The sequence below is a fragment of the Stackebrandtia sp. genome, assembly GCF_035643755.1.
Classification (GTDB): domain Bacteria; phylum Actinomycetota; class Actinomycetes; order Mycobacteriales; family Micromonosporaceae; genus Stackebrandtia.
Map to the genome: position 1 here is coordinate 1 of NZ_DASQPW010000274.1, position 24,586 is coordinate 24,586.

Sequence of the window (24,586 nt, forward strand, 5' to 3'; positions counted from 1 at the left end):
CGGCGCATGCGATCTGGTCATCTCGACCGTGCCCAAGGGCGTGGCCGACGCCGTGGACGTCGACTGGCGGGCCGAGACCGTCCTGTTCGACGTGCTGTACGACCCGTGGCCCACCCCGCTGGCCGCCGCCGCCCAGCGCGCGGGCTGCCGGGTGGTGGACGGGCGGGAATTGCTGCTGGCCCAGGCGGCGCGGCAGTTCGCGTTGTTCACCGGCGTCGCGGCCCCGGTGGCGGCGATGCGCGACGCCGTGGCCCGGCGCTTAGCGGCGGCGCGCCCAGACCCTGCCCAGCCGGTCGCCGGCCCGCACCAGGATCGGCGTCGCCAGCCAGGCCCATTCGATGTCGGGCACCCACCACGCGGCCACCGCGGTCAGCGCGAAGTACCCGCTGACGAGGAACAGGGTGGGCTCCTCGGCGGCGACCTCGCGGCTGTTGTGCTCGTCGCGCAGCAATCCCATGCGCCGCACCGACACCGCGACCAGCGCCTCCAGGAACACGATCACCGCCCAGGTGCCCGCGAAGAACGTGATGGCCACCGGCTGGGTGTCGTCGGTGCCCAGCAGCCCGGTGGGGTACGGCAGGAACGCCGCGAACAACAGCAGCGGCATGTGCAGGAACATCGCGGTTCCGCGCAGCCGCTCGACGCGGTCGAGGAGCTTGTGGTGACTGCGCCACACCACCCACAGCATCGAAAACGCGATGAAGTAGTCCAGGAAGCCCGACCAGTTGTCGGCCATGAACCTCAGCAGGTGACGGGCCTCCTCACCCTCGGGGCGCTTGATCTCCAGGACCAGCAGGGTGATGGCGATGGCCAGGACGGCGTCGAAGAACATCCCGACCCGCTCGGGGGACTGACCGGCGGGAACGCGGTCGGCCTCGGCGGTTTCTGCGGGCGCGCTGCTCACCATTGGTCCTTCCATTGAGGTGGGTTGCGGGCAGGGCCGAACCTTAGCAGGCCAACGCGAACGGTGCCGGTGCCGCTTGTCGTCAGCGGCACCGGCACCTTCTCGGGAAAGGGATCTAGTGGAGGCCGTAGGAGCGGATCGTGGAGCCGGAGAACGTCTGGCCCTTGTCGTCGGCGGCGGAAAGCTTGATCGACACGAAGCGGGAACCCTTGGGGTGCTTGAGTTTGGCGGTGGCGTGGTCGCCCTTGCGGCTGATGTCGACCTTCTTCCAGGTCTTGCCGTCGTCGTACGACACCTGGAAGGTCATGGACGCGCACGTGCGGTCGGTCGTCTTGCCCGCCGTGACGAAGTCCAGGCTGACCTTCTGGGTCTTGGTCGCGTCGGCGTACCCGCCGCTGACGCCCGAGGCGTTGAAGCTCACCGCCGAGACGTTCAGGTTCGTCACGGCGTTGACGTCGGCGGCGTCGAACGCCCACGTCGCGGTGGAGCGGGTGCCCAGCGGCGTCCACGTGGCCGCGCGCGTGCCGTCGAAGCTGGCGGTATACCTGCCATGATCTCCCTCGGGGAGGTCGACCCAGACCGCGCTGCCGTCGTCGCTGGTGGCCAGGGTCTTGCCGTCCTTGCTGATGGTGGACTTGCCCTTGAGCCCCCACGAACCCATGGTCTCGTCGGGGTCGGGCGAGTCGAACAGCGCGGGCCTCAGGAGCAGTTCGGGGGTGTCGGCGGCGTCGTCGTGGGGCAGCCGGAGCATGGCGGCGTTCCAGTCGAAGGCGGTGGGAACCGCGACCGACAGCGGCGCCGACAGCCACGACATGGTGGCCGACCCGGGGCTCATCGCGCCCGAATACCGCTGGACCTGGTCGGAACTGGCGGAGTTGTCGACGTCGATGGCGGCGAAGTGGCCCCACCTGACGTCCTTGGAGGCGGTGAAGAACTCGGTGCGTTTCGACGGCAGCGCGACGCGGGAGGCGAACGACGCCTGCGAGGCGTCGGCGAACGGCAGGTCCGCGTAGTCGCCCCGGTCGATGGTGGACTTCGCGCCGAGGCCGCGGTAGTCGGCGGTGCGCTTGGCCAGCTGATCGTCGTGCACCGTGACCATCGGGTCGGCGGTGACGCCATGGTCCATGGTGGACACCAGACTGTAGGCCAGCGGCTTGGCGGCGCCCGACGGGGTGGCCAGCTGCGACATCAGCGAGAAACCCGCCTGGTAGCCCGTGGTCTCCGGCGACGGTATGGCGTACAGCTTCGCGTCGCCGGCCATGCTGTCGACGGTGACATTGACGTCGGCGTTGCCGCGATTGCCGCACAAGACGGCGACGTCGTTGGTCTGCGGTTTCGCGTCCTTGGCGTCCACGGCGAAGCCCATCGGCTTGGCCTTCTTTCCGTCCACGGTGACGGTGGCGGCCTGGTCCGTCACCGTCAGCTCGGAGGTCGCGGTCATGAGGTCCACGGTGTCGCCGCGCTGCTTGACGATGCTGACGGCGAAGGCGTAGTCGCCGGGGGTCAGGTTGACGCTGACGGTCCCGCCGTCGCCGCCCATGTCCTCGGCCTTGCCGGTGTCGAGGTTGACCCAGATGCCGTCGACGGCCATCGGTGCCGAGCCATCGGCCCACGTGGCGTTGAGCGTGACCTTGGTGCCCGCCTTCGGCCCGGCCGAGTTCAGCGAGAAGCGCTTGCCGAGCTCGGCGGGGTCGCCGACCTTGCGCGCATCGGTGTAACCGTTGCGCACCAGGGCATCCACGTCGAACAGGCGCGGGTCGGTCTTGCCCGAACGCACCCGGGACAGCTCGCTGTAGGGAACCGCGACCCGATCGCCGTTGGCAAGCCGCGTCGTGTGGACGGCGTGGTCGTCGCGCAGCCGCATCAGCGGCCCGCTTCCCGAGACCTGGACCCGGTCCCCGCCGGGAAGGGTGACGACGGACGGGGAGGTCGCCGATGCCGATTCGGGGCCGTCGGGATGAGAAAACGGGTCGGCGTAGGCCAACCCGCCCGCCGCGGCCAGGGCGACCGCGGCGACGAGTGCGGCGGCGTAGCGCTTTCGCAAGAGAGTTCTCCAGTCTTGTTGGTGACGGCTCATCGGCGTCACCAACAAGACTGCCGAACCGGCGGTTTGGGGTTACGGTTCGGCGTGCCAATTTTTCCGCCGACCGCGATTTCCGCGATCCGCAGGAGCGAATCGTGGAGGTTGTCGCGGTTTGTCCCTTGTCGTCTTTGGCCATCGGCTTGACCGGGACGAACGGGGAACCGTTGGGGTGGGCGAGTTTCGCGGTGGCGGCGTAACGCCCCGGGTGACACGAGCGGGGGTCAATGGTCCCGGCCGCAGGCACGACCCGCATAGGTGTGGGCGGGACCCGATACCGTGAACGACTTCGACGCGGTCACGGTGAGTACCAGGTCTTCGGGATCGATCGGACACACGGTGCTGAAGCGTTTCGCCTTGTCGCTGTCGGAGTAGATGTCGACGCCGACGGCAGTGAGCCTGATCGTCGCGTAGTTGCGCGGGACCAGCTCGAAGTCGCCGGGCCCCTCGCCGTCTCGGGGCTCGATGTCGAACTTCGGAGCGACGAGCACCTTCCACTTGATGTCCTTGACATCCCTGTACTCGTGGTCGTAGGCGTCGACGGAATCCGCGGCGCCGTCGTCGAGGGGATTGAACGGACAGTCCGACGGCGCGAGCTGTGTGGACTTCTCGCACGTGTCGAGCTGGGCGCGCACGGCCTTGGCCGCCGCCTTGTTTCCCTTGTCCGTCAACGACAGCGACGTGGAGATGTCGACGTCGGTCCCGGGGAGCACCATCAGCGTCGACGGGTCCGCGCGGAACAGGTCGTCGTTGTGTTGGTAGAGACGGTAGAACCCGGGAAACAGCGCGAATGAGTCCTTCTTGGTCAGCTTGTCGCCATTGTCGGCGCGGTGCGCGGGGCTCGTCACGCCGTTGAGGTCGACGAAACCCAGCGTCGCGCCGGCGTCGGCGTACACGAACGGGTTGAGGATGAAGTCGCGCGAGCCGGTCTCCTGCACGTAGAACTGCCCGCGCGAGGTCGCGTCGCCGTGGCTGATGACGGCGTTGACGACGCGGACCCCGGGCTGGGTCTCGTGCCCTTCGGGTTCGATGCCGCCGGTCAGCTTCGCGTCGTAGGGCGAGAGGTCATCGGAGGTCCACACCGACTGGATCCGCCAGTCGGTGGACAGCGCCTCGGACCTCAGGAAGGACGTGTCGTAGGCGTCGGCGTCGTGGCGCTCGGCCCCCGCCGCGTCGTAGGCGGCGTCCACGTCTCCGTCGCGCAGCGCACCGAGATAGTCCGTCACCGCTTGAGAAGGGCCGTCGGGCATGACGATCGGCAGCACGATCACGGTGGCCACAAGCCACAGGGCCACCGCGATGCCGATGGCGAGGAAGGCGCGGTCACCGCGCCTGGCGAGATCCTCGGTCGCTTCGGGCATCAGGAACCGCCGCCCCTCGTGCACAGGTCGCCCATGCCGTATCCGCCGTCGTTGTAACCGACGTACGCGGAATAGTCGAAGGACGGATCGGCGTCAGCGTTGACGCGCACCGAGAGCCAGCTGGTATCGATGTCGCACAGGACGGAGAATTCGCGCGCCTTTCCGCCGGTGTCCACGCCGTTGCCGCGCAGCTCCATCTTCCCCGCCTTTTGCGACACGACGGCGAATCCCGCCCGGGGCGGCGCCCCGTCCTGTTGGGACGGATCCGGTGTGGCCAGGTCGATGCTCGGATAGTGGTCGACCTTCCACGACAGGTCGGTGATGTGCTCGACGCGGTGTCCCTGGTAGTCCACGTAGTCACGGGTGCCGAAGGGGCAGCGGTATGGGTGTTGGACCGTCTGCCCGGCACATACATCGATGGCGTCGACCAGCAACTCGCGTGTCTTCTTGACCAGCCGGGGACCCGCGCTCACCCCATCGATGTCGACCGGGCTGGGCTCGGCGAAGTCGTCGTCGAGCGTGTCGTGCGGCAACACCGCGATGGACTCGTGCCGCTTCACCTTCAGCACCTTCGACTTGTCCTGATAGAACCGGTAGAGGCCGGGAAGCAGGGTGATCGGTGTGGTCTGGTCCCACTCGTCGGCGTCGCCGATGGCCTGGGGCGCGGGGATGAACCCGTTGAGCTGGGCGTAATCCAGCGGGGAACCGTCGATGGTGACCCGCACGAACGGGTCGGCCAGCTGCCACCCGGCCTCGTAGTCGCGCCGCACCAGCACGGTGCCCGCCGCCGTGCCGTCCTCGCCGCCGATGGTGAAGTCCACGGTGGCGTCGGACGGGTCGTCGCCGTAGGAGTCGTCGTACTGTGCGTCCTTCGTGGACACGAGTTTCCACCCGGAGGAGACGGCGCGTCCGTCGAGGAACGCCGCGTCGGTCCCCGTGGGGATCGCGTCCGCCTCGACGTAACCGAGCGCCCCCTCGATGTCCTTGGACGCCAGGGCGTCGAAGAAGTCCTCGACGACGGTCTCGGGATCGCCGGGGCTGTTCACCCACTGCGGGACCACGAAGACTCCGAGACACACCGCGACGATCGCGACGATCACGCCGATCTGGATCAGCATCGGCCCCCAGTCCTTTCGGTGGAGGCGGGGCGTGTCGGACGAGGGTGCGTGGCTGGGGTCCATGGCACTTTCCATTGGGGTTCGGGCACTGAGGGACAAGATACGGCGTTCGCGCAACATTTGCGTGAACCGGATACCGTGACCGGGCCCGTCTCAGCCCAAGGAAACCCGATGACCGACACCCCACCCGCCGAATCCCCGCCCGCCCTGGTGACCCGCGCCAGGAGGCTGCTCGCGGGCGTATCCCCGCGCGTCCGCCTCGTCGCGGCCGCGGTGATCGTGGTCCTGGTCGCCGCGACGGCGGTGTGGATCGGATTCGGCGGCTGGTCGCCGGCGTCCGACGTCGGCGTCAATACCGACAAGACCCTGGATCAGTTGAGCCCCGACGACACCGACGACACCGACGACCCGGCCGCCGACGACGCCTTCACCGTCCCCGCCACCTCCGACGAGCCCCGGTGGACCCGCGACGGCGACGCCGACACGACGGTGTCCAAGATCGGCGACGGATACCTCCTGACCACCGACACCTCGATCACCCGCCTCAACGCCAAGGGCGACAAGACCTGGCACCGGAAACTCAAGGAGGACAGCGAAGGGCTGGGCGAGGGCCTTCCCGAAGATCGCGAGGCGAACGAGAACGTCGTGGTGCTCAGCGGCGACAAGCCGCACGAGGACTCCTGGCCCGGCGAGAACGTCACGACCGTCCTGGACGCCGCCACCGGCGAGCAGCTGTGGAAGGACTCCACGGCCGCCTTCACCGCCCTGGCCCACGACACCGTGTACCTGTCGGTTTGCCATGGGGGACAAGACGGGGAGCTCGGCGAGTGCATGCTGTCGGCCCGCGAACCCACCACCGGGGCGACGCGGTGGACGACGGCGGTGTACGCCAGCACCGAGGTCGTCGGCGTGTCGCCCGACGGCTCGAAGGTGGAGATCGAAAGCTACGTCACCGGCGGCAACGACCGCAGGGTCAGCGTCCTTGACACCGCGAGCGGCAGGGTGCGGGGCGCGGCGTTTTCCGGCGACGACACCTCCTTCATCACCGACGACACCCTGGTGCGCGCCAGCGACGACGACAACCCCGCCAACGGATGCACCTCGACCTTCACCGCCTGGAGCATCGCGGACGGCTCCCGGGCGTGGAAGCGCGTCGTCGGGGTCCCCAAGGCGGCCGACGGCTCCGACTGCCTTGGCCTGTCCGAGACGCCCGGCGAGGGCGATCGCGTCGCCGTGTCCACAAGGCACGGAAGGCCCGAGGTGCTCAACCTCGGCACCGGAGCGATCGAGTGGACCGCCCCGTCCCGGGGGACCCCGGTCACCGCCACGGGCGACCTCCTGGTCACCGACCAGGGCGGCGATGAGGCCGACAAGCTGGTCGGCTACGACACCGGCTCCGGCAAGAAGCGTTGGACGGCGCGGATTCCGACCGGCGACAGGCTGTCGGTGTCGTTCCAGTCGAAGTCGCTGCTGGTGGGGTCCGGGGACGGCGACGCCTGTTGGGTTCGCGTGTCGCGCGCCAAGGGTGCGACCGCGTCCTATCCGGGTTCCTGCGCCGGAAGCGGCCCCGGGTGGCTGGCCACCGGGCCCGGCGAGGGCGTCGGCGACGGCACCTCCACCGATATCGCGCTGTACGCCGTCACGTGAGCCGGGTTCGCACCCCCGGTGCGGCGTCCACGTCGCCGATGGACAGGACAGTCGCGTTCATGACAATGATGTGACTCCAAGCCGACGTGAGGTGGCAAGCTCGCCGCGTGAGGAAAACGATGATCCTGACGACGGTCTCGGTGGCCACCTTCATGAGTCTCGTCAACATCAGCATCGTCACCGTGGCGTTGCCGTCGATCCAGAAGGGAGTGCACACCGACCTGGCGGGTCTACAGTGGGTGGTCAACGCGTTCACCATCTGCCTGTCGGCCTTGACCCTGACAGGAGGGTCGCTCGGTGACCGCTATGGCCGACGCCGCCTGTTCGTCATCGGCGTGGCCGGCTTCATCGTCGGCTCGGTGATCTGCGCGTTGTCGAGCGACCTGCCGACGCTTCTGGGGGGCCGCTTCGTCCAGGGCGTCGCGGCGGCCGTCATCACGCCGGGCGCGCTGTCCATCATCACTCAGACCTTCACCGACCCGGCCGAGCGCGCCCGCAAGATCGGCGCCTGGGCATCGGTGGCGGCCGTCGGCCTGGTGGTGGGGCCCGTCCTAGGCGGAGTCCTGATCGCCGGATACGGGTGGGCGTCGATCTTCTGGATCAGCGTCCCCATTGGAGTCATCGCCCTGGTGGGCACGGTGGCGACGATCCCCGAAAGCTCCGATCCCCGCCATGCGGCGCTCGACCCGGTCGGCCAGGTGCTGGGGGTCGCGGCGCTGGCGACGCTGTCGTACGGGCTGATCCGATGGGGCCGGGGCGGCCTCGGCGACGCGGTGTCGCTGGCCTCGCTGGCGCTGGCGGCCGTGTTGCTGGTCGGGTTCGTCCTCGCCGAGCTGCGCCACCCCCGCCCGATGCTGCCGGTGCGGATGTTCGCCGACCGCCACTTCGCGACCGTCAACCTGGCCTCGGCGGCGCTCGGCTTCGGCCCGTACGCCGTCTACACCTTTTTGTCGGTGTTCATGCAGCAGACCCAGCACCTGTCCGCGCTGTGGGCCGGCATCGCGCTCGTGCCGCTGTCGCTGGCCACCGCGACGCTGGCGCCGGTGGCGGGCCGCTGGGTGAACCGGTCGGGGCCCTACGCCCCGCTGTACGCCGGGTTCGGTTGCGCCGCCGTCGGAATCGCCGCCGTCGCCCTGCTGCGCGCGGACACTCCATATGGGATCACCGCCGCGGCGCTGGTGTTGATCGGCACCGCCATGGCCTTCACCATGACTCCCACCACCAACGCGGCGCTGTCGGCCGTCCCGCGGGAACGCTCCGGTGTGGCCTCCGCGATCGTCAACACCACCCGCCAGACGGGGCTGACCGTCGGCGTGGCCCTGCTGGGCGCCGTCATCGCCGGCCACGACAGCGCCACCACCGGTCTGCACGTGGCCGCGATCATCGCGGCGGCGACCGCGGTGATCGTCTTGGCCCTGCTGGTGGTCAACCGCGCGGCGTCGGTAAAGGCCGCGGCGCTGGCGTCGACCGGGCGATAGGCTCACGCCCGTGGATGCGCCGATGAAGTTCTCGCCCCGCAACGCCGTGGTGTGGCGGGTGGTGCTCGCCGACCTCGCCCGCCAGGGGATGGAGCCCGGCGACGACGACAAGCGGCGCATCGTCGACGTCGGCGGCGGCACGGGTGGCTTCGCGGTCCCCCTGGCGCGCGCCGGATACCACGTCACCGTGATCGACACCAGCCCCAACGCCCTGGCGGGACTGGACCGGCGGGCCGCCGACGCCGGGGTCGCCGAGCGGATCACCGGAGTTCAGGGCGACGCCGACGCGCTGCCGCTGCTGGTGGAGGCCGGCGCGGCGACCCTGGTGTTGTGCCACAGCGTGTTGGAGATGGTGGAGTCGCCGCGCGACGCCCTGCGGGGCATCGCGACCGCGCTGGCGCCGGGCGGCGCCGCCAGCGTGTTGGTGGCCAATCGCGCCGGCGCCGTGCTGGCGCGGGCGCTGGGCGGGCACGTGTCCACCGCCGCGACCCTGCTGTCCGATCCGGACGGACGGGTGGGTCCGCGCGACACCCTGCTGCGGCGCTTCGACCCTGAGCCGCTGGAGCGGATGATCCGCGAGTGCGGGCTGGAGCCCGAGCTGCGCCACGGCGTGCAGGTGACCGCCGACAAGGCGCCCGGGACGGTCCACGGTGGCGAGATCGCCCAGAACATGATCGACTTCGAGCGGGAACTGGCCTCGCGCTCGCCCTACCGCGACATCGCCACCCAGCTGCACGTATTGGCGCGCAAGCCCCGCTAGGGCCTGTGTGGAATCCCGTTTCCTGCCGCGCGCGAACGGCGCCCGGCCGCGTAGTCGGCACGGAAGTGAGTTCCCCGACGGGCCCCAGGCGGCGCGCCCGAGATGGGCGGTATTGCGTGGCCGCCGGATGGCGAGTTGGCAACTTCTTGGTTGGTTCGGCGCGCTTTCGCCCCACAAAGCCTCGACAGCGGGTGTGACTACCCAGTACCGTCGGAGAACATGGAGTTCGACGCCACGCTTTTCCAGACCTCACCACCCCAGTACGGATCGGCCAGCCTGGCGGACGTCATCCCCTCAGCACTATCCATATTGGATGTCAACGGCGAGCGCGACATCCTGGGCCTGGCCGCCGCGGGCCTGGGCGACGCGCGACGGATCGCCGTGCTGCTCGTCGACGGGCTGGGCTACCACCTGCTGCCCGAGGCCGCCAAGTCCTCGCCGCAGCTGGCCACCGCGCTCGACGGCACCCGCGGGACGCTGCGCGAACTCACCACCAACTTTCCGTCGACCACGCCGACGAGCCTCGCCTCGCTGAGCGTGGGCGTGCCGCCCGGGCAGCACGGCCTGATGGGCTTCACCGTCAACGTGCCCGGCACCGACGACATCCTCACGCACATCGCCTGGCACGGCGCCCCCGATCCGCTCACCTGGCAGCCCCGGGACACCTGCTACACGCGCGCCAGCGCCGCCGGCGTCGCCACCACCGTGGTCAGCCGCCACGAGTACGCCCGCTCCGGGCTCACCGACGCGATCTTCCGCGGCGCCGAGATCGCCCGCGCCTCCAGCATTCCCGAGACCGTCGCCGCCATGCGGGACGGCCTGGCCAGGGGCGACAGGTCCCTTGTATACGGGTACTTCCCCTACGTGGACAAGACCGGTCACGCCGACGGGCCCGGGACCGACTCCTGGCACGACGCCGTCGGCGAGCTCGACGGCATGCTCGACCGGCTGCTCGACGCGCTGCCGGGCGACACCGCCGTGCTGCTCACCGCCGACCACGGCATGATCGGCGTCGACGACGACAGCCGCGTCAACGTCGCCGATCACCCGCACCTGCGCGACGGCGTGCGGCTCATCGCCGGCGAGCCCCGGGTGCGCTACGTGCACACCCACCCCGGCGCGACCGCCGACGTCCTGGCCACCTGGACCGAGACCCTCGGCGACCGGGCCCGCGTATGCACCCGCGCCGAGGCCATCGACGCCGGATGGTTCGGCCCCGTCACCGAGGCCCACGCCCAGCGCATCGGCGACGTCGTCGCGATCTGCCGCGACCGCACCGTGCTGCTCGGCGTGCCCGAAAGCGACTTCGCCACCACGGTGCCGCTGCGCGGCTACCACGGCGGGCTCACCGCCGCCGAGATGGCGATTCCGTTGTGGATCGCCCGCTGACGGCTGTCATACCCAGCGGGTACGTTGGCGGCCGTGGGACGCACAACTCCGACCGCCGAGCGCTCCGACGCCTTCGGTCCCGACCTGGACGACTCCGGCTGTCCCATCCTGCACGTCGACATGGACGCGTTCTTCGCCTCGGTGGAGATCGCCCGGCGCCCCGAGCTGCGCGGCAAGCCCGTCGTCGTCGGCGGCCTCGGCCCCCGCGGGGTGGTGTCGGCCGCCAGTTACGAGGCGCGCCCCTTCGGCGTCAACAGCGCCATGCCCATGGCGGTGGCCCGCAAGCGCTGCCCGCACGCCGAGTTCCTGCACCCCGACGGCCGCGCCTACTCGCGGGTGTCCACGGCGGTGATGGCGATCTTCGCCGAGTACACCCCGCTGGTGGAGCCGCTGTCGGTGGACGAGGCGTTCCTGGACGTCGGCGGCTCGCTTCGCCTGTTCGGCACGCCGCGGCGCATCGCCGCCGAGATCCGCCGCCGCGTCGCCGCCGACCACGGCATCACCTGCACCGTGGGCGTGGCGTCCACCAAGTTCATCGCCAAGCTCGCCTCCACCCAGGCCAAGCCCGACGGCCTGGCCGTGGTGCCCGCCTCCAAGGTGCTGGACTTCCTGCACCCGCTGCCCATCACCGCGCTGTGGGGCGTGGGGGAAAAGACCGCGGTGGTGCTGAAGCGGCTGGGCTTCAGCAGCATCGGCGACATCGCGCGGGTGTCGCGGCGGCAGCTGGAGACCACCGTGGGCAAGGCCAACGCCACCCACCTGTACGACCTGGCGCACGGCGTCGACCCGCGGTCGGTCGAAGTGACCAGAGTGGACAAATCGATCGGGGCCGAGGTCACCTTCGACACCGACGTGGACGACGACGCCGAGCTGGCGCGCACCGTGCTGCGGCTCAGCCAGAAGGTCGCCGCCCGCACCCGCAAGGCGGGGTTCAGCGGTCGGACGGTGTCGGTGAAGATCCGCTTCGGGGACTTCTCGACCCTCACCCGGTCGCGCACCGTGGCCGAGCCGATCGATCTGGCCCGCGAGCTGTACGCCGTCGCCCACGATCTGGTCGCCGCGAACGCCACCCGACCGGTGCGTTTGGTGGGCGTCCGGCTCGAGGGGCTGCTGCCGTCGCACGACCGCCCGTGGCAGCCCGAGCTGGGTTCCGCCGAACACGGATGGCGCGATGTGGAACGTACGGTGGACTCGCTGCACGACCGATATGGTTCACGTATCGTCCGTCCGGCTAGTTTGTTGGAGAACGATCGTTAAATTGGTGACCCAACCGGGTTCCGGACGCGTCTATGTGATCGTAGACTTGAAGACACGCAGTCCGGTTGCATCCGCAACCGCCTCGAGACCGCAGGAGGAGTGCCGTGCCGCTCTCCGAACATGAGCAACGAGTGTTCGACGAGATTGAGCAGTCGCTCGCCGACGACCCGAAATTCGCTTCGGCGGTGCGAGCCCACGATCCGCGACACCGTGGACGACGCCGCATGATCGCCGGCGGGCTGATCAGCCTGGTCGGTCTCATCGTCATGGTGCTGGGCGTCATGAGCGACAAGCTGTGGCTGGGCGCCGTCGGCGCCGTGATCACCTTCGCCGGCATGGTCTTCGCCCTGCACGTCCGTCACAAGACCGCCAACGGCGACCTGTCCGCGGTCGGCGGCAAGTCACGCCGCCGCACCGGCTCCTCCCGCCGCCACCGCGGCGGCGGCTCCTCCTGGGGCGACCGCATGGAGGACCGCTGGAGGCGGCGCCGCGACACCGGCTGGATGTAACGCCCCGAGCACGACCTCCTTACCGTTTTACGCCCCTGAAGATGACGTCGGGTTGGCCGCGGGGGACCTCGACCTCGCGCGCGGTCACCCCGTCGAAGTGTGTCTCCATGCGGCGAGCGAACGGCTTTGAGGCCGCCGCGCTCCACACCGTCAGCACCCCGCCCGTGCGCAGCACCCGCGCCAGCGACCCCAGCCCCGCGTCGCCGTAGAGCGCCGCGTTGTCGGGGATGACCGTCCAGTCGGGACCGTTGTCGATGTCGACGCACACGGCGTCGAAGCGGCGGTCGGTGACGCGCAGCCACTCGACCAGGTCGGCGTTGACCACCGTGGCGCGGGGATCGTCGACGGCGCCGCGCGACGCCTCGCGCAGCGGGCCGCGGTGCCACTCGATGACCGTGGCCAGCGCCTCCACCACCGTCGCCGAGCGCACCTTGGCCGACCGCAGCGCCTCCACCAGCGAGAAGCCCACGCCGAGCCCTCCGATGAGGACGTCGGCGGGGGCCCGAAGCGACTCGCACGCCGCGTCGATCAACAGCCGCTCGGACTCGCCGTTGCGGGTGTCCATGAGGAACACGCCGTTGGAGATGATCTCGTGGTGGGCGCCGACGCGGCGCAGCACCAGTTCCCCGTGCGGGCCGCTGCCGCGCGCCACCACCTGCGGGGATTCGGGGTCGATCAGCACCCGGCCACTGTAATGGCTAGTCCTCGACGACCTGGCGGCCGACGGCGCGCAGGCGTTCGTGGACGCCTGCGTAGGCGGTTGCCCCGGCCAGGTATCGCTTGTCGATGGCGGCGACCATGGTGTAGTTCGGGTCGACCACATTGGCCACCGGGGCGCGGCCCGCCTGGCCCAGCAGCTGGTAGGCGTCCAGGGCGTCCAGCCCGCTCAGCTGCGACACCCAACCCACCAGGTCGTGTTGGCTGATGCGGAAGGCGTCCTCCAGCGGGCGCGCCGAGCCCGTCGACATCAACGCGTCGTCCGACTCGAAGCGCGGCCACGGCGTCGACACGCCCTTGATGAGGTCGACGGCCACCACGGTGTTCATGGCCGCCTCCACCGCCGCGCCCGTCACCTCGCCCGCGCCCTGGCGGCAGTGGCCGTCGCCGATGGCGAACATGGCTCCCTCGACGTTGACGCCCAGGTAGACGGTGACGCCCGCGCGCAACAGCGGACTGTCCATATTGCCGCCGTGGCTGTCGGGGACGATGGTGGAGCGCGCCTCGCCCGCCGCGGGCGCCACGCCCACGGTGCCGTGCATCGGGTCCAGCGGCAGGTCGATGGTCAGGTCGATGCTGGAGGCGTGGTAACGCACCAGACCCGCCTCGACGTCCACGTCGTAGATCCACACCCGCTCCTGAAGCGGGTCCTGCAGGGTCGCGGTGTGCGAGGTGCCGGTGAGGCCGCCGAAGTGCGGCAGGGTCGCCGAGGCCGCCCAGTCGCGGGCGGGGGAGATGGACGCGAAGTGCAGCGCCAGGGTGTCGCCGGGCTGGGCGCCGTTGACGTAGAACGGCCCCGACACGGGGTTGACGAACGGAAAGCGCACCACCTGGCTGGGCAGGTCCTTGACGGAGCGCACCACGCCGCCGAAACAGTCCTCGGTGTACACCCGCAGCACGTCGCCGGGGTTGAGCCGCTCGGCGGGCTCGGTCGTCCCCCCGAAGGTGTAGGAAAGCTGTTCGGGACGGGGGTGATGGGTGATCACGTCGGTCATGCCCAAGTCTCCTAAGAGGATTTCAGGATGCGGATGTCGACTGGAATCGTATGCCCTCCGCCAGGGCGACGAAGATCTGCTTCACCGTGTCGTAGTGGCGCGCGGCGATGGCACGCATGCTCTCGCGCAGGGTGGCGTTGTCGATGGCCAGGTACAACGCCCGCTCCAGCTGAAGCTCCACCAACAGTCCACACAGGGCGGCGTCGGCCGGGCTGGCCTGCGCCTGCCCGGTGACGCTGCGGCGCAGCCCGGTGCGGGCCTTGACCACGTTGCCCTCGTCCAGCATCTTGTACCGCGTCACCGGCACCAGCCCGAGCCGGCGCATCTTCACCGGGTAGATGATGTCGGCGGCCACCATCTCGCCCCGGATCCGGTCGTACACCCCCTCTTTCCAGGTCATGACGACCTCGAGCGGGGTCGGCGGGTGGGCCCGCGCGTCGTACAGTTCGGACAGCGAGTGCCCGGCGATGCCGCCGTTGACCATGCCCTGGTGGGCGCCGCCGGACGGACGGGGCCGGGCGACGACGCGCCCGCTGGCCGCCTCGATCTGGCCGGTGATGGCCAGGTCGATCATCAGGGCCGCGGCGAGGCCGACGCCCAGGATCGGGACGTTGACCAGAGGCTTTCCCTCTTCGTCGTGCGCCAACAGATACAGCTCCGTGCGTACCGGCAGTCTGTCGGTCACCGGTGGCTCCTCGCAGGGGTGTCAGGAATACAAAGGTTGATGTATATCACCCCCGAGCGCTGGGTTGCGGAGTCGGTACGGGTGCGTGAGTGGCGTCCAGCGACTGCGGCAGGGTCGGCTTGCGCCCGAAGGAATACATCGCCACCAGGATGACCACGCCGAGCAGCAGCCAGGAGCCGCCCAGGTATTGGGCGCTGGACTTGGTGGACCACGCCACCGAACCCAGCACGATCAGGCCGCACAGCGGCATGATCAGGTGTGAGAACACCTTACCGGTGCGCTGCTTGAAGAAGAAGTGCCAGATGACGGCCAGATGCAGCACCAGGAACGAACAGATCGCGCCGAAGTTCACGATGGACGACAGGAAGTTGATGCTGTCGCCCTCGGGGATGTGCATGCCCAGCGCCGGGAGGATGTCGGTGCCGCCGCCCGAGGTGGGCAGGAACTCGAACGTCGTCAGCCCGATGAGCAGCGAGATCGTCGAGGCGATGAAGACCGCGTTGATCGGCACTCCGAAGCGGACGGACACCTTCGACAGGAAGCGCGGCAGCTGGCGGTCGCGGGCCATGGCGTACATCAGCCGGGAGCTGGCGACCTGGGCCACCATGGAGTCGGCGATGCCCCAGGCCAGGGCGGTGGCGGCGGCGCACAGGGTGGCCAGCCACGCCCCGCCGGCGTTGTGCGCGGCGATGTAGAAGGCGTTGCTGACGTCGGACGCCTGCGGGTTGGAGTGCAGCAGCTTGTCGGAGTCGGTGAACAGCGAGGCCACCCAGGTCTGGGCGATGAACAGCACGCCCGCCAGCATCAGCGCCAGCGTCATGGCGCGGCCCAGCCGCTTGGCCTGTCCCCGGTTCTCCTCGGCCAACAGCGCGATCCCGTCGAAGCCCAAAAAGGACAGCACGGTGACCGACGCGGCGGTCAGGATGATCTTCCAGCTGAAGGCGTCGGGGTTGAAGATCGGATCGAAGGAGAAGTGGGCTTTGCCCGAGGCGATGCCGACGACGCCGACGACCAGGAAGATGCCCAGCACCAGCAGCTCGCCGACGATGAACAGCCGGGTGACGCCCAGGGTGATCTTCATGCCGGTGGCGTTGAAGATCGTGTTGACGGCCAGGAAGATCAGCAGCCAGGCCCACGGGGGCAGGGCGAGGATCGGCGCCATGGCCGTCGACATCGCGAATCCCGCGATCACGTAGAGCAGGCTGGGAACCAGCATGTAGTCCAGCAGGATCATCCACCCGGCGATGAAGCCCATGGGGGCGCCCATGCCGCGTCCGGCGTAGTTGTAGACCCCGCCCGTCATCGGGAACGCCGCCGACATCTGGGAATACGACCAGGCGGTGAAGATCAGCGCCACCAGCGCCACCCCGTAGGCCAGGGGCACCATTCCCTGCGAGGTCTGGAAGGACGTGCCGAAGATCCCGAAGGGGGCGATCGGGACCATGAAGATCAGTCCGTAGAAGACCAGGTCGGCGAAGCCGATGGTCCTTCGCAGCTCTTGGCGGTATCCGAATCTCTCTATGCCTTCGGGCTGGGACACAGATAATCCTTTCTGGACAGAGGGGCGTTTGTGGATCGATGAATATAACCACAGCACGCGATCATCGCGTCGCTCCACCGCGTGTGGGCCTCGTGACACAAATGGTGAAAACGCAGGGCTGTCCGGATAGACCAATTATGGACAGAAATATTTCACTGAATAGAAATATCGGATATGGGTGCCCGAGCCGGTCTCGCCCGCGCCGCCGTCACTTGCGGAACGGGCGACTCAGGCTTCGAGCCACAAGGGACCTCGCCCGGCCGATCGCGGTTCCCACGCCGGTCACCAGCGCCGAACCCGAATCGCGCCAGCGCGACAACACCGTGGGAGGCAACAGATCGGCGCGCAGCCGCGTCATGGGCTTACACGTGGCGGCCACCCCGTAGCGGGCGGCCCGCGATGCCTGCCGCAGATTCAACTCGCCGGGCGGGCGCGGCGCGTAGCTGGCGCGCTCCTGGGCGGCGGCCAGATGCCGCAGACCCGCGGCGGCAGCGTCGTCCAGCCCCTCCTCGGCGATCAGTCTCCGCGCGACGCTGCGCGCCGTGTCGGACGGACCCACCGGCATCCTCAAGTCGCGCAGCGAATCGCACAGCTCCTGCCACGCGAACCGCGCCTCGACGGTCGCGTCGCCGACGCGGGCGCGCAGCATCGCCCGGCGCCGCCGCCACCGAGACGCCGCCGGCGCCGCCGCCAACAGCGCCACCACCGCCCCGGCGAGCATCCAATACGGCCACACCGGCGCGGGGCGGACGCCCGAGTACGCCACCTGCGAGATCCCGTCGGGGTTGTTGGGGTCGCGGTCGTGGGGGTTCTTGCCGTTGTTGGATCCGCCGCCGCCGTTGCCCTGGGGGTCGGGCTTGTTTCCGTTGCCGCCGTGCCCGTTGCCGTCGCTGTCGGGATCGGGGGCGTAGGCGAAGTCGATCGAACCGCTCACCCCGGACGCCGGGGTGGGGTCGAAGGGGATCCACCCGTAACCGTCGAAGTAGACCTCCACCCAGGCGTGGAAGTTCTGATTGGTCACCCGCCAGGTGTTCTTCTTGTACTCGCTGCCGGAGGTCAGGCCGATGGCCACCCGGGCCGGAATCCCGGCGGCGCGCACCATCCAGGCCATCGCGGCGGCGTACTGCTGGCAGAAGCCCTTCTTGCCCTTGAAGAGGAAGGACTCGATCGGGTGGGGGGTCTTTTGGTACTTTGTGGATAGATCGTATTCGAAACCGTTGTCCTGGCTGAAGTAGGAGCGAATCGCCCGTACCATGTCGTACTCGTTGGGGTCGTCGGTGTCACCCCTGATCCGGTCCACCAGATTGGCGACCTTCTTGCTGGGGGGCGTGTCGGTGTTGTTCTTGAAGATCTCGGAGTTCTTCGGCTCCGGCGCGGCGTCCCGCAGCTGCCTGGCCGTCGGCAGGTAGGCGTCGAAGGTGTAGCTGAACTCCTTGAGGTCCCTCGTCGTCTCCGACGACGACGTCACCGTCCCCTTGGGAGGGTCGTAGAGCCATCGCTCGTTGACGTTGTCGAACACCTGCGGGTTGGGCATCAACGGCAGCGCCCGGTCATTGAGCCCGGTGACCTGGAAGGACGCGGGAACCAGCTTCTGGTGGTCCGTGACGGGGTTGGCGTCGCCGATGCCCGTGGTGACCGGCTCCGCGGAGTCCGACAGCGAGGTGCTGGCGGTGAAACCGTTGTTGTCCAACTGATCCGCGGTGTACATCTTCATGTAGTTGGGGTGCTTGGTGCGCAGGTATCCCAGCACCTTGGTCTCGGGGCGGTTCAGCGAACCGTACAAAGTGGCCCACGGGTTGACCGAGCCGCCGTCCCCGCCGCCCCCGTTGCCGTTGCCCCCCAGACCGTTGCCGATCACGTTGATGAGGCCGGCGTCCATGCTGGGCAGCGCCGCCGGCACCAGCAGCGCCAGCGGGATCAACAGCGCGGTCATCCAGCGCCCGGTGGTGGCCAGCGGCGACGGCTCCCAGCGGTCGATGCCCCGGCCGTCCCCGCTGAAGCGGCGGCCGTAGCGGCGCACCCGCTCGATGTTGTCGGTCATCAGCAGCCACAGGTACCCCAGAGCACCGGGCGCGAACAGCATCCACGGGACGCTCGACTTCAGGATCGACACCGGGACCAGGTACAGCACCAGCAGCGTCAGCCCCACCAGCGACGGCACCCGGATCATCGACACGAAGACCTCGCCCAGGATCGCCAGCGCCGCGATGGCGATGGCGGTGAGGAACACCAGCCCCGGCGTGGAGTCCACCGGGATGGTCTGCTTGCCGATGGTCTGGCCCGCCTGCGCCAGCAGGGTGCCGAAATGGCCGAGGGTGCCGGTGGAGGGGACGATGCCGAGGTACTCCTCGCCACTGCGGAACATCCAGGTGGTCAGCAGCAGGAAGACCCCGAACATGGCGGCCACCTGGTACAGCGGGTTGCCGCGCAGCACGCGCACCCCGATGGAGGCGCCCACGATCGCCGCCACCAGCACGGTGGTCGGCAGCGCCCATTCGAACAGGCCCCGGTACAGCAGGGTGAGCGGCGCGCACCCCAGCAACAGGGCGCAGGCCGCCACCAGGCTGGAGGTGATGCGTTGCTGATTCACTGCGCCCCCTTGGTCGCGCCCGACACCGTCTCGGCCATGGCCGCGCGGTACGCGAAGCCCTGCGGCCCCTGCGCCAGCGCGCGCCACTGGTGGGCGAGGTTGTCGCCGTTGCGGATCGGGATCACCCGCCAGCCGTTGCGCAGCAGGTTGATCGTCACGTCGTGATGCACCCGGTCCATCTCGGCGCGGCTGGCGGCCGGCAGCTTGAGCCAGGTCGTGGAGTCGATGAGCAGCGCCACGCAGGTCGCCCCGGAGGTGTGCAGCCCCGCCAGCCGCTCGGCCTCGTCGGGCGTCATGGTGCCGACCACGGCCACGATCAGCCCGCCGTGGTCGCGCCGGCGCACCTGCGCCACCATGCGGTCCATGCTGCCGTGCCGGTTGGTGCGGACCCCCGCCAGGTAGTCCATGAGCAAGCCGTCGCCGCTGGCGTCGGGTTCGGCGTCGATGGACTCCGACACCATGCGCAGCTTGTACCCGCTGCGCAGCAGGTGGGTGTTGATGCTGGCGGCCGCCGACACCGCCCATTCGAAGGACGACGACGGGCCCTCGCCCCGGTAGGCCGCCGCGCGCTCGTCCAGCAGGATGGTAGCCCGCGAGTCCCAGGGCTGCTCCTCGCGCCGCACCATCAACTCTCCACGGTGGGCGGTCGACGGCCAGTGCACCCGGCGCAGGTCGTCGCCGTGCCGGTACTCGCGGATCGCCGCGTCGTCCTCGCCGTGCACCGACACCGCGCGCGAACGGTTCTCGCCGTTGCCGGCGTACTCGCCCGGCAGCCGCACCGGCGGCAGCGCGACGATCTGCGGGGTCACCGTCAGGTGGTCCGAGCTGGGATAGGAGCGGGTGAGTTCGATGAGCCCGAACGGATCCGACAGCCGCACGATGAGCGGGCCGATGTCGTACCGTCCCCTGTGGTCGGCGTGCACGGAGTACGACACCGCGCTGCCCCCGCCGGCCAGCAGCTTCTCCAGCACCAGCCGGGGACGGCTGCCCAGGGCGTAGGGGAGCCGGTCCTCCAGCATCATGGAGCCGGTGGGGGTGCGCCCCTCGTTGCGCAGCCGCAGGGTGACGCGGGCGTGCTGACCGGCCTCCACCCGCATCGGGTCAAGCACGCGCGCGGTGGTGATGCGGTACCGGGTGCGCGCCAACACCAGCGCCGAGATCACCGGCAACAGGCCCACCAGCACGGCGGCGCGCATCAGGTCCTTCTCGCCGATCAGCATCGACAGCAACAGCAGGGAAATGCCCACCGCGACGAGGCTCTTACCCCGGATGGTGAGGGCCCCCAAGGCTTCCCGCATGGCGCATCAGCGCCTTTGCCGCTGCGGCGCGCCCGCCACCGGCAGGCGGTGCACGATGTCGGCGATGATCGCGTCGGTGGTGCGGCGCGCCAGCTGCGCGTCCGAGGTGGACAAGACGCGGTGGGCCAGCACCGGCACCGCCAGCGACTGCAGGTCGTCGGGGAGGACGAAGTCCCGGCCCTCGAAGGCCGCCACCACCCGGGCGGTGCGCAACAGCTGCAGGGCGGCCCGCGGGCTGGCCCCCAGCCGCAGGTCGGGCGACTGCCGGGTGGCCTGCACCAGGGCGACGGCGTACTGCTTGATCGGGTCGGACACGTGCACCGAGCGCACCAGGTCGATCATGCGGCGGATGGTGTTGTCGTCCACCACCGGGCGCAGCTTGGTCAGCGGGTTGACGGTGCCGTGCACGTCCAGCATCTTCAGCTCGGCGGCGGCGTCGGGGTAGCCGATGGCGATGCGGGCGGTGAAGCGGTCGCGCTGCGCCTCCGGCAGCGGATAGGTGCCCTCCATCTCGATGGGGTTCTGGGTCGCCATCACCATGAACGGGGCGCGCAGCAGGTAGGACTGCCCGTCCACCGTCACCTGGCGCTCCTCCATGCACTCCAGCAACGCCGACTGGGTCTTGGGAGAGGCGCGGTTGATCTCGTCGCCCACCACGATGTTGGCGAACACCGCGCCGGGTTTGAACGAGAACTCGTGGGTGTCCTGGTTGAAGATCGAGACCCCGGTGACGTCGCTGGGCAGGAGGTCCGGGGTGAACTGGATGCGCCGCACCGAGCAGTGAATCGTGGTGGCCAGGGCCTTGGCCAGCATGGTCTTGCCGACCCCGGGCACGTCCTCGATGAGGAGGTGCCCCTCGGCGAGCATCACCGACAGCGCCAGGCGGACGACGGCGGGCTTGCCCTCGATGACCTTCTCGATGTTGCCGATGACGGCGTCGACCGCGGACTTGAACTCCGTGGAGGTCATGGGGGGTTGGTTCGCCTGGTCGGGCGTTGTCGTGCCGCTGGATTGTGCGGTCACCGCGTCCTCCTAACGCGTCGCGGATACGGCCGGCGGGGTTGGCTCCGGCCCGTTGGGTGTGCGAACCCAACGCAAGGGTTAATACCAAGTGTGTCAGGTGGCGGCGGGGCGCCAGTATGTCCAGGATTGTCAAGCTTCGGCCACAATCTCACCGAGGGGTAACGCGTTTCGGGCGGTGTCGTGGGTGACGGCCGCGGCGAGCTCGTGGGATAGACTTCAAGCATGTACGGGCGTGTGCTGCTCCTTATGAGGCCGTGCTGACGCGATGCGATCGTGACGGCACGGCTACCCCTCCTGCGCGAGGGGCTTTTTTGTGCCCGTCAAATCTTACGACAACAAAAAGGACACATCATGAGTGAAACGCACGCCGAAGAGGCGGTGCCGCACCGATATGACGCCGCGCTGGCCGCTCGGATCGAGCCGCGCTGGCAGGACCATTGGGAGTCGGCCGGCCTGTTCAACGCGCCCAACCCCACCGGCCGGCTGGCCAATCCCGACGATCCCCGGGCCGGTGCCGAAAAGCTGTTCGTGATGGACATGTTCCCGTACCCGTCGGGGGCGGGGCTGCACGTCGGACACCCGCTGGGATATATCGCCACCGACAGTTTTGCCCGGTACAAGCGGATGTGCGGCTACAACGTGCTGCACCCGATGGCCTTCGACGCCTTCGGCCTGCCCACCGAGCAGTACGCGGTGCTGACCGGGCAGCACCCGGCGAAGATCACCGAGGACAACGTCGCCACCTACCGGCGCCAGCTGCGCCGCCTGGGCATGGGTTACGACACCTCGCGCACCTTCGCCACCTCCGACCCGGAGTACTACAAGTGGACGCAGTGGATCTTCCTGCAGATCTTCAACTCCTGGTTCGACGCCGACGCCGACGCCGGCGCCGCCCGCCCGATCGCCGAGCTGATCGCCGCGTTCGCCGACGGCACCCGCGAGGTGCCCGGCGGGCGACAGTGGACGGATCTGAGCGATGTGGAGCGACGAAAGGTCGTCGACGACCATCGGCTGGTGTACATCACCGAGGCGCCGGTGAACTGGTGTCCCGGGCTGGGAACCGTGTTGTCCAATGAGGAGGTGACCGCCGAGGGCCGCAGCGAGCGCGGCAACTATCCGGTCTACACCCGCAAGCTGCGGCAGTGGATGATGCGCATCACCGCCTACGCCGACCGGCTGGCCGGGGGCCTGGACGGACTGGACTGGCCGGAGTCCACCAAACACCTGCAGCGCAACTGGATCGGCAAGTCCACCGGCGCCCACGTCGACTTCGCCTCCGACGCCGGCGACATCCGGGTGTTCACCACCCGCCCCGACACCCTGTTCGGCGCCACCTACATGGTGCTGGCGCCGGAGAACGACAAGGTCGACGCGCTGGTGGCCGACGCCTGGCCGGAGGGCACCCGCGAGGCGTGGACCGGGGGGCACGCCGACCCGCGCACCGCGGTGGCCGCCTACCGGGCCTTCGCCGCCGCCAAGACCGATGTGGAGCGCCAGGCCGACGCCAAGGACAAGACCGGTGTGTTCATCGGCGCCTTCGCCACCAACCCGGTCGACGGCCGCCGGATCCCGATCTTCATCGCCGACTACGTGCTGGCCGGCTACGGCACCGGCGCCATCATGGCGGTGCCCGGCCAGGACACCCGCGACTGGGACTTCGCCGAGGCCTTCGACCTGCCGATCATCCGCACCGTGCGGCCGCCGTCCGATTTCGACGGCAAGGCGTACACCGGCGACGGCCCGGCGATCAACTCGTCGTTCCTGGACGGCATGGAGGTGACCGAGGCCAAGGCCGCGATCACCGTGTGGTTGGAGGACAAGGGTTACGGCCAGTCCACCGTCACCTATCGGCTGCGGGACTGGCTGTTCTCCCGGCAGCGCTACTGGGGCGAGCCGTTCCCGATCGTCTATGACGAGACCGGGCTGCCGGTGGCGGTCCCGGAGTCGATGCTGCCCATCGAACTGCCCGAAGTGGACGACTACTCGCCGAAGATCTTCGAGCCCGACGACACCGACTCCTCGCCCGAGGCGCCGCTGGGCAAGGCCACCGAGTGGGTGAACGTCACCCTGGACCTGGGCGACGGGCCGAAGCGGTATCGCCGCGACACCAACACCATGCCCAACTGGGCGGGATCGTGCTGGTACCAGCTGCGCTACACCGACCCGTTCGACGCCGAGCGCTTCGCCGACCCGGCCAACGAGTCCTACTGGATGCGGCCGCGCGACGCCGAGGACTGCGGCGGCGTCGACCTGTACATCGGCGGCCAGGAGCACGCGGTGCTGCACCTGCTGTACGACCGCTTCTGGCAGATGGTGCTGTTCGACCTGGGCCACGTGTCGTCCCAGGAGCCGTTCCGCAAGCTGTACCACCAGGGCATGGTGCAGGCGTACGCCTACACCGACGCCCGCGGCGCGTACGTGCCCGCCGACGAGGTGACCGAGCGCGACGGCGGCTTCTTCCACAACGGACAGAAGGTGAACCGCGAGTACGGCAAGATGGGCAAGACGCAGCGCAACGTCGTCACGCCCGACCAGATGTGCGACCGCTACGGCGCCGACACCTTCCGGATCTACGAGATGAGCATGGGCCCGCTGGACGTGTCGAGGCCCTGGGAGACCCGGGCCGTGATCGGCGCCCACCGGTTCCTGCAACGCCTGTGGCGCAACATCGTCGACGAGCAGACCGGCAAGTGCCGCGTCGCGGATGTCGACGCCGACGCCGAGACGCTGAAGGTGCTGCACCGCACCATCGACGCCGTCCGCTCCGACATGGACAATCTGCGGCTGAACACCGCCATCGCCAAGCAGATCATGCTGAACAACCACGTGGTCGGCCTGGACGAGGTGCCGCGGTCCGTCGCCGAGAAGCAGGTGCTGATGGTGGCGCCCTTCGCGCCGCACATCGCCGAGGAACTGTGGAACCGCATGGGCCACACCGAGTCCCTGGCCAACACCGCCTTCCCGGACGCCGACGAGCGTTACCTGGTGGTCGAGACCGTCACCTACCCGGTGCAGATCAACGGCAAGGTGCGCGACCGTCTGGAGATCGCCGCCGACGCCGACGAGGCGGCGGTGCGCGAGGCGGCGCTGGCGTGCGACAAGATCGCGGCGGCGCTGGACGGGCGAGCGCCCAAGAAGGTCATCGTCGTGCCCGGCCGCATGGTGTCGGTCGTGGTGTGACGCGTCGGTCCCGCGTTGTCGGCTAGCCGACAACGCGGGACCCGCGCTACGCCCC

At 69.4% G+C, this 24,586-nt stretch carries 18 protein-coding genes and 1 pseudogene; 8 read left to right on the forward strand and 11 right to left on the reverse strand.

What is annotated here, in order from left to right:
* A pseudogene (locus tag VE172_RS25550) lies at positions 1-274 on the forward strand (shikimate dehydrogenase); the annotation flags it as partial.
* Here VE172_RS25550 and VE172_RS21100 read toward each other — a convergent pair.
* The 4 genes from VE172_RS21100 to VE172_RS21115 form a co-directional block, all read right to left on the reverse strand.
* Positions 260-919: a TMEM175 family protein gene (locus VE172_RS21100; RefSeq protein WP_414715137.1), complete on the reverse strand. Its 660-nt coding sequence runs from the start codon at positions 917-919 to the stop codon at positions 260-262. The pseudogene VE172_RS25550 and the gene VE172_RS21100 overlap by 15 nt on opposite strands.
* A gap of 100 nt (positions 920-1,019) precedes the next feature.
* The gene (locus VE172_RS21105; protein WP_324803968.1) at positions 1,020-2,948 is read right to left on the reverse strand and encodes a hypothetical protein; all 1,929 of its coding nucleotides are present in this window, start codon (positions 2,946-2,948) and stop codon (positions 1,020-1,022) included.
* A gap of 260 nt (positions 2,949-3,208) precedes the next feature.
* Positions 3,209-4,345, reverse strand: a complete 1,137-nt coding sequence (locus VE172_RS21110; protein WP_324803969.1) for a hypothetical protein — start codon at positions 4,343-4,345, stop codon at positions 3,209-3,211.
* Positions 4,345-5,526: a hypothetical protein gene (locus tag VE172_RS21115; RefSeq protein ID WP_324803970.1), complete on the reverse strand. Its 1,182-nt coding sequence runs from the start codon at positions 5,524-5,526 to the stop codon at positions 4,345-4,347. The genes VE172_RS21110 and VE172_RS21115 overlap by 1 nt, the downstream gene beginning before the upstream one ends.
* A gap of 108 nt (positions 5,527-5,634) precedes the next feature.
* Between VE172_RS21115 and VE172_RS21120 the strand changes: the two genes are divergently transcribed.
* The 6 genes from VE172_RS21120 to VE172_RS21145 all read left to right on the forward strand — a co-directional run bounded on the left by VE172_RS21120 (position 5,635) and on the right by VE172_RS21145 (position 12,503).
* Positions 5,635-7,110: a PQQ-binding-like beta-propeller repeat protein gene (locus VE172_RS21120; RefSeq protein ID WP_324803971.1), complete on the forward strand. Its 1,476-nt coding sequence runs from the start codon at positions 5,635-5,637 to the stop codon at positions 7,108-7,110.
* A gap of 107 nt (positions 7,111-7,217) precedes the next feature.
* Positions 7,218-8,588 carry an MFS transporter gene (locus tag VE172_RS21125; RefSeq protein WP_324803972.1) on the forward strand — a complete coding sequence of 457 codons (1,371 nt, stop codon included), beginning with the start codon at positions 7,218-7,220 and terminating at the stop codon, positions 8,586-8,588.
* Between the two features lie 22 nt (positions 8,589-8,610).
* Positions 8,611-9,348 carry a class I SAM-dependent methyltransferase gene (locus VE172_RS21130; RefSeq protein ID WP_349258485.1) on the forward strand — a complete coding sequence of 246 codons (738 nt, stop codon included), beginning with the start codon at positions 8,611-8,613 and terminating at the stop codon, positions 9,346-9,348.
* Between the two features lie 219 nt (positions 9,349-9,567).
* A complete protein-coding gene (locus VE172_RS21135) occupies positions 9,568-10,737 on the forward strand; it encodes an alkaline phosphatase family protein (RefSeq protein ID WP_324803974.1) in 1,170 nt (389 codons plus the stop codon).
* A 33-nt stretch (positions 10,738-10,770) separates the two neighbouring features.
* Positions 10,771-11,994 (forward strand): DNA polymerase IV, encoded by a 1,224-nt coding sequence (dinB, locus tag VE172_RS21140; protein WP_324803975.1) that lies wholly within the window; start codon positions 10,771-10,773, stop codon positions 11,992-11,994.
* Between the two features lie 104 nt (positions 11,995-12,098).
* Positions 12,099-12,503: a DUF3040 domain-containing protein gene (locus tag VE172_RS21145; protein WP_324803976.1), complete on the forward strand. Its 405-nt coding sequence runs from the start codon at positions 12,099-12,101 to the stop codon at positions 12,501-12,503.
* Positions 12,504-12,522: 19 nt separating this feature from the next.
* Here VE172_RS21145 and VE172_RS21150 read toward each other — a convergent pair whose 3' ends face one another.
* From VE172_RS21150 to VE172_RS21180, 7 genes are all read right to left on the reverse strand, one after another.
* The gene (locus VE172_RS21150) at positions 12,523-13,185 is read right to left on the reverse strand and encodes a spermine/spermidine synthase domain-containing protein (RefSeq protein WP_324803977.1); all 663 of its coding nucleotides are present in this window, start codon (positions 13,183-13,185) and stop codon (positions 12,523-12,525) included.
* Between the two features lie 16 nt (positions 13,186-13,201).
* A complete protein-coding gene (locus tag VE172_RS21155; RefSeq protein ID WP_324803978.1) occupies positions 13,202-14,215 on the reverse strand; it encodes an acetamidase/formamidase family protein in 1,014 nt (337 codons plus the stop codon).
* Between the two features lie 22 nt (positions 14,216-14,237).
* Positions 14,238-14,900, reverse strand: a complete 663-nt coding sequence (locus tag VE172_RS21160) for a GOLPH3/VPS74 family protein (protein ID WP_324803979.1) — start codon at positions 14,898-14,900, stop codon at positions 14,238-14,240.
* A 46-nt stretch (positions 14,901-14,946) separates the two neighbouring features.
* The gene (locus tag VE172_RS21165; RefSeq protein WP_324803980.1) at positions 14,947-16,440 is read right to left on the reverse strand and encodes an APC family permease; all 1,494 of its coding nucleotides are present in this window, start codon (positions 16,438-16,440) and stop codon (positions 14,947-14,949) included.
* A gap of 208 nt (positions 16,441-16,648) precedes the next feature.
* Entirely contained in the window at positions 16,649-19,030 is a 2,382-nt protein-coding gene (locus tag VE172_RS21170) for a transglutaminase TgpA family protein (protein WP_324803981.1), read from the reverse strand.
* Positions 19,027-20,328, reverse strand: coding sequence for a DUF58 domain-containing protein (locus VE172_RS21175; protein ID WP_324803982.1), 1,302 nt, complete (start codon positions 20,326-20,328; stop codon positions 19,027-19,029). The genes VE172_RS21170 and VE172_RS21175 overlap by 4 nt, the downstream gene beginning before the upstream one ends.
* A 6-nt stretch (positions 20,329-20,334) precedes the next feature.
* A complete protein-coding gene (locus tag VE172_RS21180; protein WP_349258486.1) occupies positions 20,335-21,297 on the reverse strand; it encodes an AAA family ATPase in 963 nt (320 codons plus the stop codon).
* A gap of 405 nt (positions 21,298-21,702) precedes the next feature.
* On the opposite strand from VE172_RS21180, the gene leuS reads away from it, so the two are divergent.
* Positions 21,703-24,531, forward strand: a complete 2,829-nt coding sequence (leuS, locus tag VE172_RS21185) for a leucine--tRNA ligase (protein WP_324803984.1) — start codon at positions 21,703-21,705, stop codon at positions 24,529-24,531.
* Positions 24,532-24,586: the final 55 nt, after the last annotated feature.

Excerpts from the sequence above, each read along its gene's own strand:
- VE172_RS21120 (WP_324803971.1), top strand. The coding sequence starts at position 5,635 with ATGACCGACACCCCACCCGCCGAATCCCCGCCCGCCCTGGTGACCCGC.
- VE172_RS21115 (WP_324803970.1), bottom strand. The coding sequence starts at position 5,526 with ATGGACCCCAGCCACGCACCCTCGTCCGACACGCCCCGCCTCCACCGA.
- VE172_RS21180 (WP_349258486.1), bottom strand. The coding sequence starts at position 21,297 with ATGACCTCCACGGAGTTCAAGTCCGCGGTCGACGCCGTCATCGGCAAC.
- VE172_RS21155 (WP_324803978.1), bottom strand. The coding sequence starts at position 14,215 with ATGACCGACGTGATCACCCATCACCCCCGTCCCGAACAGCTTTCCTAC.
- VE172_RS21130 (WP_349258485.1), top strand. The coding sequence starts at position 8,611 with ATGAAGTTCTCGCCCCGCAACGCCGTGGTGTGGCGGGTGGTGCTCGCC.
- VE172_RS21110 (WP_324803969.1), bottom strand. The coding sequence starts at position 4,345 with ATGCCCGAAGCGACCGAGGATCTCGCCAGGCGCGGTGACCGCGCCTTC.
- leuS (WP_324803984.1), top strand. The coding sequence starts at position 21,703 with ATGAGTGAAACGCACGCCGAAGAGGCGGTGCCGCACCGATATGACGCC.
- VE172_RS21135 (WP_324803974.1), top strand. The coding sequence starts at position 9,568 with ATGGAGTTCGACGCCACGCTTTTCCAGACCTCACCACCCCAGTACGGA.
- VE172_RS21175 (WP_324803982.1), bottom strand. The coding sequence starts at position 20,328 with ATGCGGGAAGCCTTGGGGGCCCTCACCATCCGGGGTAAGAGCCTCGTC.
- VE172_RS21100 (WP_414715137.1), bottom strand. The coding sequence starts at position 919 with ATGGAAGGACCAATGGTGAGCAGCGCGCCCGCAGAAACCGCCGAGGCC.